Origin of the sequence: Burkholderia sp. LMU1-1-1.1 (assembly GCF_040675865.1) — a bacterium.
Lineage (GTDB): Bacteria > Pseudomonadota > Gammaproteobacteria > Burkholderiales > Burkholderiaceae_D > Rugamonas.
Genome location: NZ_JBEGHG010000005.1, coordinates 122,878 through 137,821, shown reverse-complemented (window position 1 = coordinate 137,821; position 14,944 = coordinate 122,878). Strand labels below are relative to the sequence as shown.

Below are 14,944 nucleotides of genomic sequence, written 5' to 3'. Positions count from 1 at the left end.
TATGACAACGACTTCCAACGAGGACGGCCTTGGCAATGGACCAGATACATCTCATGCGCGTTTTTGTCGCCGTGGGCGAACAAGAAAGTTTTGCCGGCGCCTCGCGGCGGCTCGAGCTGTCGCCGGCGGCCGTCACGCGCGCCGTGTGCGCGCTCGAGGCGCGCCTGGGCGTCACGCTGTTGCTGCGCACCACGCGCAACGTGCGCCTGACGGAGGCCGGCCAGCGCTACCTGGACAACAGCCGCCAGATCCTGGCCAGCATCGAGGAGGCGGGGCGGGCCGCCGCCGACGTCAACGCCGCGCCCAAGGGGCGCCTGTCGGTCACGGCCTCGGTTTTGTACGGCAAGTCCTTCGTCGTGCCCTGCGTGGTCGAATTCCTCAAGCGCTATCCGGAGGTCGAGGTGCTGGCCCATTTCCTCGACCAGAACGTCAACCTGGTCGACGAGGGCATCGACGTGGCCGTGAAAATCGGCCATCTGCCCGATTCGGGCCTGAAGGCCTTGCGCGTCGGCCAGGTGCGGCGCGTGCTGTGCGCCTCGCCGGAGTATCTGGCCAGGCACGGCGTGCCGCGCCATCCGGGCGAGCTGCAGCGCCATACCGTGATCGCGGCCGCAGGCGTGTCGCCCGGCGTGGAATGGAAGTTCGGCGGCGCCGGCGAGCCGACCACGGTGCGGATGAAGCCGCGCCTGACGGTCACCAGCAACGACGCCGCGATCGAAGCGGTGCTCGCCGGCCTGGGCATTTCCCGGCTGCTGTGCTACCAGGTGGCCGCCGGCCTGGCCGAGGGCCGCCTGCGTATCATCCTGGCCGACTACGAGGAGGCGCCGTGGCCGGTGCACATCCTGCACCGCCATAGCACGCTGGGCTCGTCGAAGGTGCGCCACTTCATCGACCTGCTGGCGGCGTCGCTGCGCGCGCATCCGTACATGAACCATCACGCCTGACTGCGGCCGAGCACGTGGGCGATCTTTTTACGGCGTGCTTTACCCGCCAAGGGTTTGCGCGCACAATGCATCGTCCCGTTCACTTCCTTCTCCCATGATATTTTCGCCGCCAGACTCCGCAAGCGCCGCCGGCGATCCTGGCGTGTATCGCACGCTGCTCGAATCGACCCGCGCCATTCCCTGGCGCATCGACTGGGCCACGATGAGCTTTAGCTACATCGGCCCGCAGATCGAGGCGCTGCTCGGCTGGAGCCAGTCCAGTTGGCTCTCGGCCAACGATTGGATCGAACGCATCCACGAGGAGGACCGCCAGAAGACCGTCGATTTCTGTATCGCCCAGTCGCAGCAGGGTATCGACCACGAGGCCGACTACCGCGCCCTCACCAGCGACGGCGACTACGTCTGGATCCGCGACGTGGTGCATGTGGTGCGGCGCGACGACGGCAGCGTCGATTCGCTGGTCGGATTCATGTTCGATATCACCGAGCGCAAGCAGGCTGAGGACAAGATCCTGCAACTGCAGCGCGAGCTGGAGGTGCTGTCCTACCGCGACAGCCTGACCAACGTCGCCAACCGCCGCATGTTCGACACCCTGTATCCGGTCGAGTGGGCCAAGGCGCGCGCCACCGGCGAGCCCTTGTCGTTGGTGGTGGTCGACATCGACTACTTCAAGCAGTACAACGACCATTACGGCCACGTGCAGGGCGACGAGTGCCTGCGCCGCGTGGCCCATGCGCTCGACGCCGGCGCGTCGCGCTCGCGCGATCTGTGCGCGCGCTTCGGCGGCGAGGAGTTCGTGCTGCTGCTGCCGGCGACCGACGTCGACTCGGCCCGCAATGTGGCCGAGCGCTGCCGCAAGCTGCTGGCGCACGCGGGGTTGCCGCACGCCCGTTCGGGCGTCGGGCGGGCCGTCACCGTCAGCATGGGCGTCGGCACCATCGTGCCGGGCGCGCGGGACGACGCCCACGTCTTCCTCGACCGGATCGACCGCCGCCTCTACCAGGCCAAGTCCTCGGGGCGCGACCGCATCTGCGACGCCGAGGCCTGACGGCCGGCTAGCGGCGGCCGCTCACGGCACCACCGTCACGAACAGGTACACCGCGAAGATCATCAGCAGCACCGTGCCCTGCATGATGGTGGTGCGCCCGCTGCCCAGCGACAGCGAGGTGACGATGATCGACAACAGCAGCAGCACCGTCGATTTGACGTCGATGCCCAGGGTCAGGGTCCAGCCGTTGATCAGCGAGACGATGGCCACCGCCGGAATGGTCAGGCCGATGCTGGCCAGCGCCGAGCCGAGCGCCAGGTTCAAGCTCGTTTGCAGGCGGTTGGCGCGTGCCGCCTGGTAGGCGGCGATGCCTTCCGGCAGCAGCACCACGGCCGCGATGATGATGCCGACCAGCGCCTTGGGCGCGCCCATCCTCAATACCGCCGCCTCCAGCGCCGGCGACAGCGACTTGGCCAGCAGCACCACCCCGCCCAGGCACACCAGCAGCAAGACGCCGCTCCACCAGGCCAGCCTGGCCGGCGGCACCGGCGCGTGGTCGTCCTCGCCGCCGCTGGCGGGCAGGAAGTAATCGCGGTGGCGCACCGTCTGCACGAACACGAACGTGCCGTACAGCACCAGCGACACCACGGCGATGAAAATCAGCTGGCTGCCGCTGTAGAACGGCCCCGGCGTGGTGGTGGTGTAGTTGGGCAGCACCATCGTCAGCACCGAGATCGCCGCCAGCGTGGTCAGCGCCGCCGACACGCCGCTCAGCGTGAAGGTTTGCTCGCCGTGGCGGCTGCCGCCGGCCAGCAGGCAGATGCCCACCATGCCGTTGAGGATCAGCATGACGGCGGCGAACACGGTGTCGCGCGCCAGGCCGGTGGTCTCGGCGCCGCCGGCGATCATCAGCGACACGATCAGCGCCACCTCGATCGCCGTCACCGCCACCGCCAGCACCAGGGTGCCGTAGGGCTCGCCGATTTTATGCGCCACCACCTCGGCGTGGAACACCGCCGCCAGCACGCCCCAGAACAGGCCGATGGCGAGCACCACCAGATAGGCGCCGCCCAGCAGCTCCTGGGCGCCGAGCGCCTTGCCGGCCAGTGCCAGCCAGCCGACCACGGGTCCGGCGATGGCCCAGGCGGGCAGGGTGGTGGATATTTTCATAGGCGGCTCATCAGGAAATAGTGGACGGAAACGGGCGATTTACTGCCAGCGTTTATTGCCAGCGCGTTAATTTTACCCGATGGGCCGGCGCGGCACCTGTCCCGGTCGCGCCCGGCGTGGCGGACCGTTGTGGCGGAAATGCGCCACCGTGTTCCCCGGCCGCCGTGCTGCCGGACTGAACTGCTATGATGCGAGCGCACACCCTGTAGAGGTGATCGACCAAGAGACTGACGACATATCGCAATGCAAGATTTTTATAAGAGGGCGCTGATCGCGCTCCTGCTCCTGGTGGCCGCCGACGCGCTGCTGGCGGGCTTGTTCATGTATCGGAGCTATCCGACGTTTTCGCTATTGCCGGCGCAGCGGGACGACGCCCGCTGGCATTACCGCACCTATTCGGACCAGGCGACGGCCGGAACCTCGTCCGTGCGCATGCCCGCGCCGTCGCGCGAGCGCATGCGCTTCGACTTCAAGCTGACCGACAAGGCGCCATACCCCTATGCTTCGGCCGAACTGGTGCTGGACGACCAGCGCGGCAAGCAGGCCCATCTCGACTGGTCGAAGTACACCACGATCAGCTTCCTGGCCAAATGCTCGCCGGCCAATACGATGTCGTTGGTCATTTCCACTTTCGACCCGAAGATTTCCACGCTTGGCAAGCCCGAGACCTACCGCTCGCCCGGCACCTACTTCTCCTGCAACGAGCAGGGCGTGCCGGTGTCGCTGGACATGACCCGCTTCACGATGCCGGAATGGTGGTTCACCAAGATGAAACTCGACTTCTCGGAGCAGGGCTATACGCTGGACCGGGTGTCGAAAATCGTCTTCGGAACCGCCCCCTACAGCCGCCGCGACATCGACTCCTATTTTGAGGTGAGCGAGCTGACCTTGCGCGGCCGCGATTACCGCTATCCGGCCGCGCTGGCGGCGCTCGTGCTGGCCAGCTGGCTGGGATTCGCCCTGTGGTTTTTCCGCGGGCAGGCGCGCGCCCTGATCGCCAACCGGGATACCCAAATCCACAAGGACCTGCCGCTGGTCGCCTACCGCCAACTGACCTTGGAGCCCTTCAAGGACAAGGAAAAGGCATCGGTACTGCGCTTCATCGCGACCAACTACACCGACCAGTGTCTGGACCTTGACGGCGTGGTGGCCGGAACCGGCGCCAACCGCAACAAGGTCAACGAGGTGCTCAAGGCCGAACTGGGCATGACCTTCACCAGCTACCTGAACAAGCTGCGCCTGACGGAGGCGGCCAGGTTGCTGGCCGAGCAAAACAGCGCGGCGGTGGCGGAAATCGCCTACTCGGTCGGCTACGGCAACGTGTCCTACTTCAACCGCCTGTTCAAGGAGGAATACGGCTGCACGCCGAAAGCCTTCCGCGCCATGTCCGCCCAACAAGACAAGGCGTCAACCGAAGCAACGGAGGCCGGCCGCCCCGAGGAGACGGCCGGCCCGTGATCACTTGCCGTCTTCTTCGACGATGGCCACTTCCCACGGTCCCAGGGTCAGCTTTTCGGCGGCGGCCACGCGCCGGCCCGCGAGCAGCTCGGTGCCGGCCTTGCGCGGATAGTTGAAGCCCACCTCGGCGCCGGTGTAGTTGAAGTAGTAGTGGACCGCGCGCTTGAAGCCGTTGGTGCCGGTGCGCGTCTGCACGCCCGGCGGCAACTGCTGGTCCGGCCCCACCATGCCCAGCTCGCGCAGCGACGACTGCAGCACCGCCTTTTGCAGCTTGTCCGACAGATAGGTGCCCTGGTACACCACCTTGCCGGCGCCGAACTGGTTGGACGTGATGGCTGGCCAGCGGCCGAAGAAGGCGTGGTCGTACCAGGCCAGCGCCTTGGCCGTGTCCAGTTGCAGGAACTCGGCCCAGTGCTTGACCTGGTTGTCGGCGCCCGCCTGGAAGGGATCGCCCTTCAAGGCCAACGGCTGCGCCAGGTTGGAGAATTCCTGGTAGTGGAAGCCGAGCGCCTCGCGCAGCGGCCCCGGCGCCATGGTCCAGCGCACGGCGGCGTTCTCGTTGACGAAGCCGCTCTTGAAGGTCATCACGACGTGGCCGCCCTTGCGGATGTAATCCGAGATGCGCTTGAGCAGCGCGTCGTCGGCCACGTACAGCGACGGCACCACCAGCATCTTGTAGGACGAAAAGTCCTGTGTCTCGTCGAACACGAAATCGGTGCCGACATTCATGTCGTACAGCTGGCGGTGGAGCTGGCGCACCAGCGAGCCGTAGTCGGCCTTGGTGCCGCCGCCGCCCCATTGCGATTCCTTGGCGAAGGGCATGTCGTTGAGGGCGTTGAGCGAATCGCGGCTCCACAGGATGGCGACGTCGTTCTTGATCTTCATGTTGACCAGGCGCGGGCCGATCTTCTTCAGCTCCTGCCCGGTGCGGCTCATTTCGGCGTAGGCGCGGTTCGGCTCGAGGTCGTGGGACAGCACGCCTTTCCAATAGGTTTCCTGGTTGGCGTGGATCGACGCCCAGTGCCAGTACTCGACCATATTGGCGCCGTTGGACAGGTGGGTATAGACGTCCTGGCGGAACTGGCCGTCATACGGCGGATACTGGAACGACGAGCTCCAGTCGGTCGACTGCGCATTGGTCTCCGTCACCAGGAAATTGCCGCGTTTGAGCGAGCGCGTGAAGTCGGCGTCCAGGGTCTGCGCGGCGCCGTTGTAGTACTCGCGCGGGCCCCAGTGGTAGACGTTCACGGCCGGCATGTCGAGCTTGCGCGACACCGCCACTTCGTTGACGTCGCCGTGCATGGAGCCGGCGAAATCGTGGGTGACGAACTGGCGCGGCGAGGCGCATTCGCGGATCAGCGCGGTCTGCCATTGCAGGAAGTCGGTCACGCGCATCTGGCCCCAGCGCGACCATTCGAGCTTGTAGCCGGTGCTCTGGGCGCCGTCCGGGCGCGGCAGGTCCACCCAGCTGTGCAGGTTCTGGCCCCAGTAGTTCAGGAACCAGGCCTTGCTGAGCGCTTCCGGCGTGCCGAATTTCTTCTCGAGATAGTGCTGGAAGCGGATGAAGACGTCGTCGTTGGCGGCGCCGTAGGTGCCGGTCTCGTTGTCGACCTGCCAGCCGATGACGTTCGGGTTGTCCTTGTAGCGGGTGGCGATCTTGCGGATCAGGCGCTCGGCGTAGAAGCGGTAGGCCGCCGAGTCGGTGTTCATGTTCTGGCGCATGCCGTAGGTGTTTTGGGTGCCGTTGAGCTTGCGGGCCAGGATTTCCGGGTTTTGCTTGGCCATCCAGGCGGGAATCGAGTAGGTCGGCGTGCCCATGACGACCTTGATCCCGGCCTTGCCCATGGCGTCGACGACGCGGTCCATCCACGCGTATTCGAAGCGGCCGTCCTCCGGCTCCCACAGGCTCCAGGTCGATTCGCCCAGGCGCACCACGTTGAAACCGGCGGCCTTCATCATCTCCACGTCTTTTTCCAGCCGCTCGGAGGGCATGTACTCGTGGTAGTAGGCTGCCCCGTACAGCACGGTGGGGAATTCCGGCGGCGTGGCTGGCGTGGCGGGCGTGTTTTGCGCGGCGGCCGGCGCGTGCAGTGCGGCCGCGAGCGCGCACGACAGCGCATACGAGAGGAGGGTGCGTTTCAGCATTCGATGTCTTCCTGGTTTGTTTTTATGGCGTCACATAGCGCGCGCCTATTGTGGCCGCACGCGGCCCCTCCGCGCAATTACAAAAATCACCGGCGGGGGCAATGATTTGTGCGGCGCTGCGCAATTTCATATTCCTCATTGACGAATTTTGCAATTGCGGCACATCGGCGCCGCTTCCAGAATACGTTACGAGTTCGCCGCAAGGTTTACGTAACGGGTTTGTGTTTGTCTGCCTCTCCAAAGGCACTTTCAGGGGCGGCTTCGGCCGCCCCCTTTTTTACGACCAGCAGACGGGATTCAAGGCGTCGATAGACCGGCCGTTCTAGCACTTCCTGCAGAACTTCTCGTACTTTTTGCACCGTATTAGTAATTCTTTTACGGTCGTTAACAGCGCGCCGGGGCCGGCGATATGCTTGGCCTGACTTCGCCGGACGGCTTTGGGCCGGGGTGGCGGAGGATTGATTGACCGAGGCGCTGCCATAAAGCGCCCGGATAAAATCTATAAACCGGAGACCTGGACCATGCCTACGAAAGTGCGTCGGATTGCCCTGCTGTTTAATGCGAATAAAAGTTTCGATCGTGAAGTGACCGCCGGTATCGCCGCCTACCTGGGCGGCACGCGGGCGGCCTGGGACCTGTTCCTGGAGGAGGATTTCCGCCTGCGCCTGTCCGGCATAGAACGCTGGCAGGGCGACGGCATCATCGCCGATTTCGACGATCCCGCCGTGGCCGACGCCTTGTCGCGCTGCAGCGTGCCCGTCGTCGGCGTGGGCGGCTCCTACGCCGACCCGGCCGACTATCCCGTCGGCGTGCCCTACGTGGCCACCGACAACTACAAGCTCATTAAAATGGCGCGCGACCACCTGATCGACGTCGGCCTGACCCGCTTCGCCATGTTCAGCCTGCCCAAGACCGGCGAGAACCGCTGGGCGCAGGAGCGCGAAAACGCTTTTCTCGGCCTGATGCGCCAGGACCGGATGGAAGGCGAGATCTTCCATGGCAGCGGCACGTGCGCCTCGTCCTGGGAGGAATCGATGCGCTTGCAGATCGACTGGCTGCGCAGCCTGCCCAAGCCGGTCGGCATCATCGCCGTCACCGACGCGCGTGCGCGCCAGCTGTTGCAAGCCTGCATCATCGCCGGCATCGAGGTGCCCGAGCAGGTGGCGCTGATCGGCATCGACAACGATCCGATGGTGCGCATGCTGACCCGGATACCGCTCAGTTCGGTGATCCAGGGCGCGCAGGAAATGGGCCGCACGGCCGCCCACCTGCTGGACCGGATGCTGCACGGCGTGCGCCTGGCGGACACCCGCATCCAGGTGCCGCCGGCCGGCATCAACATCCTGGCCTCCAGCGAGCATCAACGGATCAGGCATCCGCAGGTGATGCGCGCCTGCCATTTCATCCGCCAATACGGTTGCCAGGGCATCAAGACGCAGCAGGTGGCCGAACACGTGGGCGTGTCGCGCTCGTCGCTGGAAGCCTACTTCCGCGAGGAGCTGGGCTGCAGCGTGCACGACATGATTCTGCGCTTCAAGCTCGACGCGGCCAAGGCCGGGCTGGAGGGCGGAAAGCGCAGCATCGCCGACGTCGCGCTGGGCTGCGGCTTCACGTCCACCCAGTATATGCACCTGGTGTTCAAGCGCGAGCTGGGCTGCACGCCGCGCGCCTACCGCGACCGCGTGCTGGGCGAGAGCATGGAGCCGGCCTGAGGCCGCCTGTTGTGTCGACCCCGTTGATTGATATCGTTGCCCCGGTTAGTGGTTTTGGTAATTGCCCCGTGCTACGCTTACTTGCACAATGTACTGTTTCAATCACTGATCGCGGGGGTAGGGCATGGATGCGGCATACAAAAGCGCATACAAGAGCGCATACAAGCGCATCGTGGTGGTCGGCGGCGGCGCCGCCGGCTGGATGGCGGCCACGGCGCTGGCCACGGCGCTGCCGGGCAGCACGGTGGAGCTGGTCGAGTCGGAGGAGATCGGCATCATCGGCGTCGGCGAGGCGACCTTTCCCTCCATCCGCGCCTTCCACAAGATCCTCGGCATCGACGAGGCCGAGTTCCTGCGCGCCACCAACGGCACCTACAAACTGGGCATCGAGTTTTGCGACTGGCGTGTGCGGGGCGAACGCTATTTCCATACTTTCGGCGATTTCGGCGCGCTGGCCGGCCCGCAATCGCTGTGGGGCCAGCACCGGCGGCTGGGCGACGCCGGCCTGGGCGCGCTGGGCGAGCAATGCCTGCCCAGCGTGATGGCCAGCCAGGGGCGCTTCCAGGTGCCGCCGGAAGAGGGACAATTCTTTAACTACGCCTACCACTTCGACGCCGTGCTGTACGCCGGCTTCCTGCGCACGATGGCGCTGCGCAAGGGCGTGCGCCGCACCGAGGGACGCATCGTCGACGTCGGCCGCCGCGCCGACGGCGGCGTCGGCCAACTGCGGCTGGCGGACGGCCGGGTGGTCGAGGGCGACCTGTTCGTCGACTGTTCCGGCTTCGCCTCGCTGCTGCTGGGACGCACCCTGGAAGAGCCCTTCGTCGATTTCAGCCACTGGCTGCCGGTCGACCGGGCCTGGGCCTGCCCAAGCGAGCGCAGTAGAACCGGGCTGGCGCCGTACACGCGGGCGACGGCGCTGGAAGGGGGCTGGGCATGGCGCATTCCATTGAGTAACCGCACCGGCCATGGCCACGTCTTCGCCAGCCGCCACATCGACGAGGAGCGGGCGCTGTCGCAGTTGCTGGGACAGATGGACGCCCCGGCGCTGTCCGAACCGCGCCTGCTGCGCTTCGCCACCGGCCACCGCGCGCGTTTCTGGGTCCACAACGTGGTGGCGCTGGGCTTGTCCTCCGGTTTCCTGGAACCGCTGGAGTCGACCAGTATTTTCCTGGTCCAGAGCGGCCTGGGACGCCTGATCGAAGCGCTGCTGCCGGGCACCATGCCCGACGCGCGGGCGCTGGCCGGCTACAACGCCGGCATGGTACGCCAGTTCGAGCGCGTGCGCGACTTCATCATCCTGCACTACCGCCTGACGGCGCGCCGCGACAGCGCGCTGTGGCGCGAGATGGCGGCGATGGCGTTGCCCGACACCCTGGCCTTCAAGATCCATGCGTGGCGCCAGACCGGCGCGCTGCACCAGTACGGCGACGAGGGCTTCGACGCCACCAGCTGGCTGGCGATCCACGCCGGCATGGGGCACTGGCCCGAGCACGCCGACCCGGCGCTGCGCGAAGTGGCGCCGGAGGCGGCGTTGCTGGGCCTGCGGCAGCGGCGCGCGGACATCGCCGCCGCCGTGGCGGCCATGCCCGCCCACGACGACTACCTGCGCGCCGTGCTGGCGCGGCCCGCGAGGGCATAAAGACAATGCCATAAAAATACAACCGGAGGAGACACAATGAAGCGTAGGGATTTGTTGAAGCACATGGGGGCGGCCATCCCGGCGGTCGCCTTGTCCGGCGTGGCGCGCGCCGCCGACGCGCTGGCGCAAACGCCGCCGGGCGCCATCGCCGCCGGCCCGTTTTCGCCGGACTGGAATTCGCTGGAGAAGTACCAGACCCCGGACTGGTTCCGCAACGCCAAGTTCGGCATCTGGGCCCATTGGGGCCCGCAGTGCGAACCGGAGTTCGGCGACTGGTACGGCCGCATCATGTACGAGGAGGGCAGCGATCCCTACCGCTACCACGTGCGCAAGTACGGCCACCCGTCCAGGTTCGGCTTCAAGGACATCATCCATCGGTGGAAGGCCGAGCAATGGAATCCGGACGAACTGGTGGCCTTCTACAAGCGGGCCGGCGCGAAGTACTTCGTGGCGCTGGCCAACCACCACGACAATTTCGACCTGTACAAGAGCAGCTACCAGCCGCAGTGGAATTCCACCAGCATGGGTCCGCGCAAGGACCTGATCGCCGGCTGGAGCAAGGCCGCGCGCGCCAACGGCCTGCGCTTCGGCGTCAGCGTGCACGCGGCGCACGCGTGGACCTGGTACGAGACGGCGCAGGGCGCCGACAAGCATGGCCAGTACGCCGGCGTCCCCTACGACGGCAAGCTGACCCGCGCCGACGGCAAGGGCAAGTGGTGGGAAGGACTGGACCCGCAGGCGCTGTACGCGCAGAACCACGCGCTGAGCAAGTCCGGCGGCGACGGCGGCGTGCAGCACGAGCAGTGGCACTGGGGCGGCGGCGCGTCGATTCCGGACCAGGCCTACAACGACAAGTTCTTCAACCGCACGCGCGAGCTGATCGACAACTACGACCCGGACCTGGTGTACTACGACGACACCGTGCTGCCATTGTGGCCGTTCAGCGACGCCGGCCTGCGCCTGGCCGCCCACATGTACAACCGCAGCATCGCGCGCAAGGGCAAATTGGAGGCGGTCGTCAACGGCAAGATCCTCAACGCCCAGCAGCGCCGCAGCATGGTGCTCGACATCGAGCGCGGCCAAAGCAACAAGATCGAAGAGTTGCCGTGGCAAACCTGCACCTGCATCGGCAACTGGCATTACGACCGGCGCGTGTACGACAACAAGGGCTACAAGAGCGCGCAAACGGTGGTGCACACGCTGATCGACGTGGTCAGCAAGAACGGCAACCTGCTGCTGAGCGTACCGGTGCGCGGCAACGGCACCATCGACGACCAGGAGCGCGCCATCGTCGAGGAGATCGGCCGCTGGATCGCCGTCAACGGCGAGGGCATCTACGACACCCGGCCGTGGGCGCTGTTCGGCGAGGGGCCGGTGGCGTCGGACGCCGGCGCGCCGATGTCGGGGGCGGGCTTCAACGAGGGCAAGGGCAAGCCGTTCTCGGCGGCCGACATCCGCTTCACCGCCAAGGGCGACACCGTCTACGCTTTCCTGATGGGCTGGCCGGAGACGAGTCAGCTGGCGATCAAGTCCATGGGCAGCGGCGGCACGCACCTGGCGCGGCCGGTCAAGCGCGTCGAACTGCTCGGCGGCGGTGGCGCGCTGGCGTTCCGCCAGACCGCCGACGGCCTGCAGGTGACGTTGCCGGAGGACCGCCCGGCGCTGGCCTACGCCAGCGCGCTGAAGATCAGCTAGCGCATTTTTTTCTCGGAATTTTTGTTCTCCGTATTGAGCAATTTTGTAATTGCCGCCCCTTTTGTCGGATCGCACAATGAATCATCGCCATCACGGATGATCAAGTGCGGCGGGCGATCCGACAATAATAACGGGGACTGGAAAATTGAAAAACTTTAGAAAAACGGCCATCGCGACGGCCGCGGCCCATATCGCGTTGATGGCAAGCGGCGCCGTGCTGGCGCAGGACAAACCCGGCGCCGACAGCGGCAACCAGGACAGCGTGGTGGTCGTCGTCGGCCAGCGCGCGGCGCTGGAATCGGCGCAGAAGATCAAACAGAATGCCGACGAGATCGTCGATTCGGTGGTGGCCGACGACATCGGCAAGCTGCCCGACAAGTCGGTGACCGAGGTGCTGCAGCGTATCACCGGCGTCACGATTGACCGCACCATGAACCGCGCCAGCCCGCAGCAGGGCGTCGGCGACGGCATCGCCCATTTCGCCGCCGAGGGCACCGGCGTGTCGATCCGCGGCCTGAGCTATGTGCGCTCGGAACTGAACGGGCGCGATTCCTTCTCCGCCAACGGCGGCCGCTCGCTGAGCTTCGAGGACGTGCCGCCCGAGCTGATGGCTGGCGTCGACGTGTACAAGAACCCGTCGGCCGAGCAGATCGAAGGCGGCATCGGCGGCCTGGTCAACCTGCGCACGGCGCTGCCGTTCGACTTCAAGGGGCGCAAGGGCGCATTGTCGGTCGAGGCCACGCGCTCCGAACTGCGCGGCAAGACCGCGCCGTCGTTCTCGGGCCTGATCTCGGACCGCTGGGACACCGGCCTGGGCCAGTTCGGCGCGCTGATCGACGTCGCCCGCTCGCGCATCGACACGCGCAGCGATGGCATGCAGATCTCGCCGTATATCCCGCGCACCGACGCCGTCAGCGGCGACACCAGCGGCAAGCTGCGCTGGGTCTCGCCGGGTGGCTCGTGGACCTCGAACAACTTCGAGCGCGAACGCGAAGGCCTGTACGGCGCGCTGCAATGGAAGAAGGACAGCCTGTCCTCGACGCTGACGTTCTTCCGCTCGAAATACAAGGTCCGCACGACCGAGGCGGCGTTGTTCCAGTCGTCGAATCCGCGCACCTTGACGCTCGATCCGGACGCCACCTTCGACGACCAGGGCGCGCTGCTGACCGGCACCCTGCGCGCGCCGACCGAACCGGGCATCGGCATGGGCACCGTTTCGCGCGGCACCGGCCGCGAGTCGGCCACGCGCGACCTGTCGTGGAACCTGGCCTGGCGCCCCAGCGACCAGTGGCAGTTCCGCGCCGACCTGCAGCATATCCGCGCCACCAGTGACGGCTACGACAACACCATCGGCCTGGGCGGCTACATGTCCAAGGCGACGGTGGACCTGCGCGAGTCGCCACCGTTGTTGTCGTTTGACGCCCGGGACCGCGCCGAGCTGACCGACCCGTCCCGCTACTACTGGGGCTTCGCCCAGGAGCACCGCGACCAGTCCGTGGCCACCCAGAGCGCGGCGCGCCTGGACGCCAAGTACACGTTCGACAACCCGGTGCTCAACGACCTGCGCTTCGGCGTGCGCTTCACCGAGCGCGACGCGGAGACCCGTTCGACGCACGACACCGAGTGGTCGCAGATCAGCCAGCCGTGGGCGGTCGGCGATTCGTGGCAACCGCTGAGCAGCTTCGCCTACCTGAGCGACCCGCGCTTCGCCGGCGGCACCAACACGCACACGTTCTCCAATTTCTTCAACGGCAAGGTGCCGATGCCGCCGCAGGTGATCGTGCCGAACTTCGGGCTGACCGAGGGCACGCCGCCGTCCAGCCTGGCCACCCTGCACAGCTACACGCAGATGGTGTGCAAGAACCCTTGCTCCCTGGCGCCGTGGACGCCGGCGCCGTTCGGCGACGACAAGGGGCTGAACGAGCAGAACGAGCGCACCAAGGCGGCCTACGCCCAGCTGCGCTTCGGCTTCGACCACCTGCCTTACCCGGTCGACGGCAATGTCGGCCTGCGCGTGGTGCGCACCAACATGCGGGCGCAAGGCTACACGCTGTTCACGCCGCCGACCAGCACCTTGCCCGGCGTGCCGCGGATACCGGCGCAGTCCGATAAGATCTCGGTCGACAACAGCTACACCAACGCCTTGCCCAGCCTGAACCTGCGCATGAAGGTGGGTAACGAGTTGCAGTTCCGCACGGCCTTTTCCCAGGGCATGACGCGGCCCGAGTTCTACCAGATGCAGGCCTACACGACGCTGAGCCAGAACGTGCGCACGCGCCAGGACGCCGCCACCAACACCGCCATCCTCGAATCGATCGACTACAGCGGCAACGCCAGGGGCAATCCGCTGCTCAAGCCCACGTTGTCGAACAATTTCGACGTGACCGCCGAGTACTACTTCGGCCGCACCAGCTCGCTGACGGTGGCGCTGTTCAACAAGCGGCTCAAGGACATCATCATCGGCAAGACCTCGTTCCACACCTTGCAGGACACCGCCGGCCAGCCGCACGACTTCATGGTCACCGCGCCGGTGAACGGCGCCAAGGGCCGCGCCAGCGGGATCGAGATCGGTTACCAGCAATACTTCGACAAGCTGCCGGGCCTGCTGTCCGGATTCGGGGTGTCGGGCAACTACACCTACATCGACAGCAGCATGAAGCTGGGCGGCGGCGCCAGCCAGGGCTGGTGCACGCCCAAGGACACGGCGCTGGGTAATATCGCGCGCGACCTGAACGGCTGCGACACGGACGGGCGCCTGCTGGGCGGCTTGCCGATGACGGGCATGTCGAAGAACGCCTACAACCTGGCGCTGCTGTACGACAGGGGCCCGGTGTCGGCGCGCCTGGCCTACAGCTGGCGCTCGAAGTATCTGCAGGCGGCCAACGCCTACGGCACGGCCAACGGCGACGGCATCGACCGCAACCCGGACAGCCCGAACTTCGGCCAGGGCTATTCGGTAAACTACGCGTTGCCGACCTGGGGCGGCTCCTACGGCCAGCTGGACCTGGGCCTCCACTACAAGGTCACCGACAACCTGAGCGTGGCCATCGAAGGGCAAAACCTGACGGACGCCTTATACAAGCAGTACATGCAGCAGGGGATAGGCATGAAGGAGCGCTCGGCCTTCTACGCCGGACGCCGCTACACGGTGCAGGCGCGGTATTCCTTCTAACCTTCGTTCAGGGAGAAT

General features: G+C 66.2%; 9 protein-coding genes. 7 read left to right on the top strand and 2 right to left on the bottom strand.

What is annotated here, in order from left to right; translation table 11 throughout:
- Positions 1–35: 35 nt before the first annotated feature.
- The gene (locus MRBLMU1_RS06465) at positions 36–944 is read left to right on the top strand and encodes a LysR family transcriptional regulator (protein ID WP_363498742.1); all 909 of its coding nucleotides are present in this window, start codon (positions 36–38) and stop codon (positions 942–944) included.
- 94 nt (positions 945–1,038) lie between these two features.
- Entirely contained in the window at positions 1,039–1,992 is a 954-nt protein-coding gene (locus MRBLMU1_RS06460; RefSeq protein WP_363498739.1) for a GGDEF domain-containing protein, read from the top strand.
- Between the two features lie 21 nt (positions 1,993–2,013).
- On the opposite strand, the gene MRBLMU1_RS06455 is transcribed toward MRBLMU1_RS06460, so the two are convergent.
- Entirely contained in the window at positions 2,014–3,102 is a 1,089-nt protein-coding gene (locus MRBLMU1_RS06455) for a calcium:proton antiporter (protein ID WP_363498736.1), read from the bottom strand.
- Between the two features lie 243 nt (positions 3,103–3,345).
- Here MRBLMU1_RS06455 and MRBLMU1_RS06450 point away from each other — a divergent pair, with 243 nt between their 5' ends.
- Entirely contained in the window at positions 3,346–4,560 is a 1,215-nt protein-coding gene (locus MRBLMU1_RS06450) for a helix-turn-helix domain-containing protein (protein WP_363498733.1), read from the top strand.
- On the opposite strand, the gene MRBLMU1_RS06445 is transcribed toward MRBLMU1_RS06450, so the two are convergent.
- On the bottom strand, positions 4,561–6,705 hold the full coding sequence (locus MRBLMU1_RS06445) for a beta-galactosidase (RefSeq protein ID WP_363498730.1): 2,145 nt from the start codon (positions 6,703–6,705) through the stop codon (positions 4,561–4,563).
- Between the two features lie 521 nt (positions 6,706–7,226).
- Between MRBLMU1_RS06445 and MRBLMU1_RS06440 the strand changes: the two genes are divergently transcribed.
- The 4 genes from MRBLMU1_RS06440 (at position 7,227) to MRBLMU1_RS06425 (ending at position 14,926) form a co-directional block, all read left to right on the top strand.
- Positions 7,227–8,417 (top strand): XylR family transcriptional regulator, encoded by a 1,191-nt coding sequence (locus tag MRBLMU1_RS06440; RefSeq protein WP_363498727.1) that lies wholly within the window; start codon positions 7,227–7,229, stop codon positions 8,415–8,417.
- Positions 8,418–8,541: 124 nt separating this feature from the next.
- Positions 8,542–10,059 (top strand): tryptophan halogenase family protein, encoded by a 1,518-nt coding sequence (locus MRBLMU1_RS06435; protein ID WP_363498724.1) that lies wholly within the window; start codon positions 8,542–8,544, stop codon positions 10,057–10,059.
- Positions 10,060–10,095: 36 nt separating this feature from the next.
- Entirely contained in the window at positions 10,096–11,754 is a 1,659-nt protein-coding gene (locus MRBLMU1_RS06430) for an alpha-L-fucosidase (protein ID WP_363498721.1), read from the top strand.
- A 145-nt stretch (positions 11,755–11,899) separates the two neighbouring features.
- Positions 11,900–14,926: a TonB-dependent receptor gene (locus MRBLMU1_RS06425; protein WP_363498718.1), complete on the top strand. Its 3,027-nt coding sequence runs from the start codon at positions 11,900–11,902 to the stop codon at positions 14,924–14,926.
- The last annotated feature ends 18 nt before the right edge of the window (positions 14,927–14,944 follow it).

Coding starts and splice junctions, on each gene's coding strand:
- MRBLMU1_RS06465 (WP_363498742.1), top strand. CDS start 36: ATGGACCAGATACATCTCATGCGCGTTTTTGTCGCCGTGGGCGAACAA.
- MRBLMU1_RS06460 (WP_363498739.1), top strand. CDS start 1,039: ATGATATTTTCGCCGCCAGACTCCGCAAGCGCCGCCGGCGATCCTGGC.
- MRBLMU1_RS06455 (WP_363498736.1), bottom strand. CDS start 3,102: ATGAAAATATCCACCACCCTGCCCGCCTGGGCCATCGCCGGACCCGTG.
- MRBLMU1_RS06450 (WP_363498733.1), top strand. CDS start 3,346: ATGCAAGATTTTTATAAGAGGGCGCTGATCGCGCTCCTGCTCCTGGTG.
- MRBLMU1_RS06445 (WP_363498730.1), bottom strand. CDS start 6,705: ATGCTGAAACGCACCCTCCTCTCGTATGCGCTGTCGTGCGCGCTCGCG.
- MRBLMU1_RS06440 (WP_363498727.1), top strand. CDS start 7,227: ATGCCTACGAAAGTGCGTCGGATTGCCCTGCTGTTTAATGCGAATAAA.
- MRBLMU1_RS06435 (WP_363498724.1), top strand. CDS start 8,542: ATGGATGCGGCATACAAAAGCGCATACAAGAGCGCATACAAGCGCATC.
- MRBLMU1_RS06430 (WP_363498721.1), top strand. CDS start 10,096: ATGAAGCGTAGGGATTTGTTGAAGCACATGGGGGCGGCCATCCCGGCG.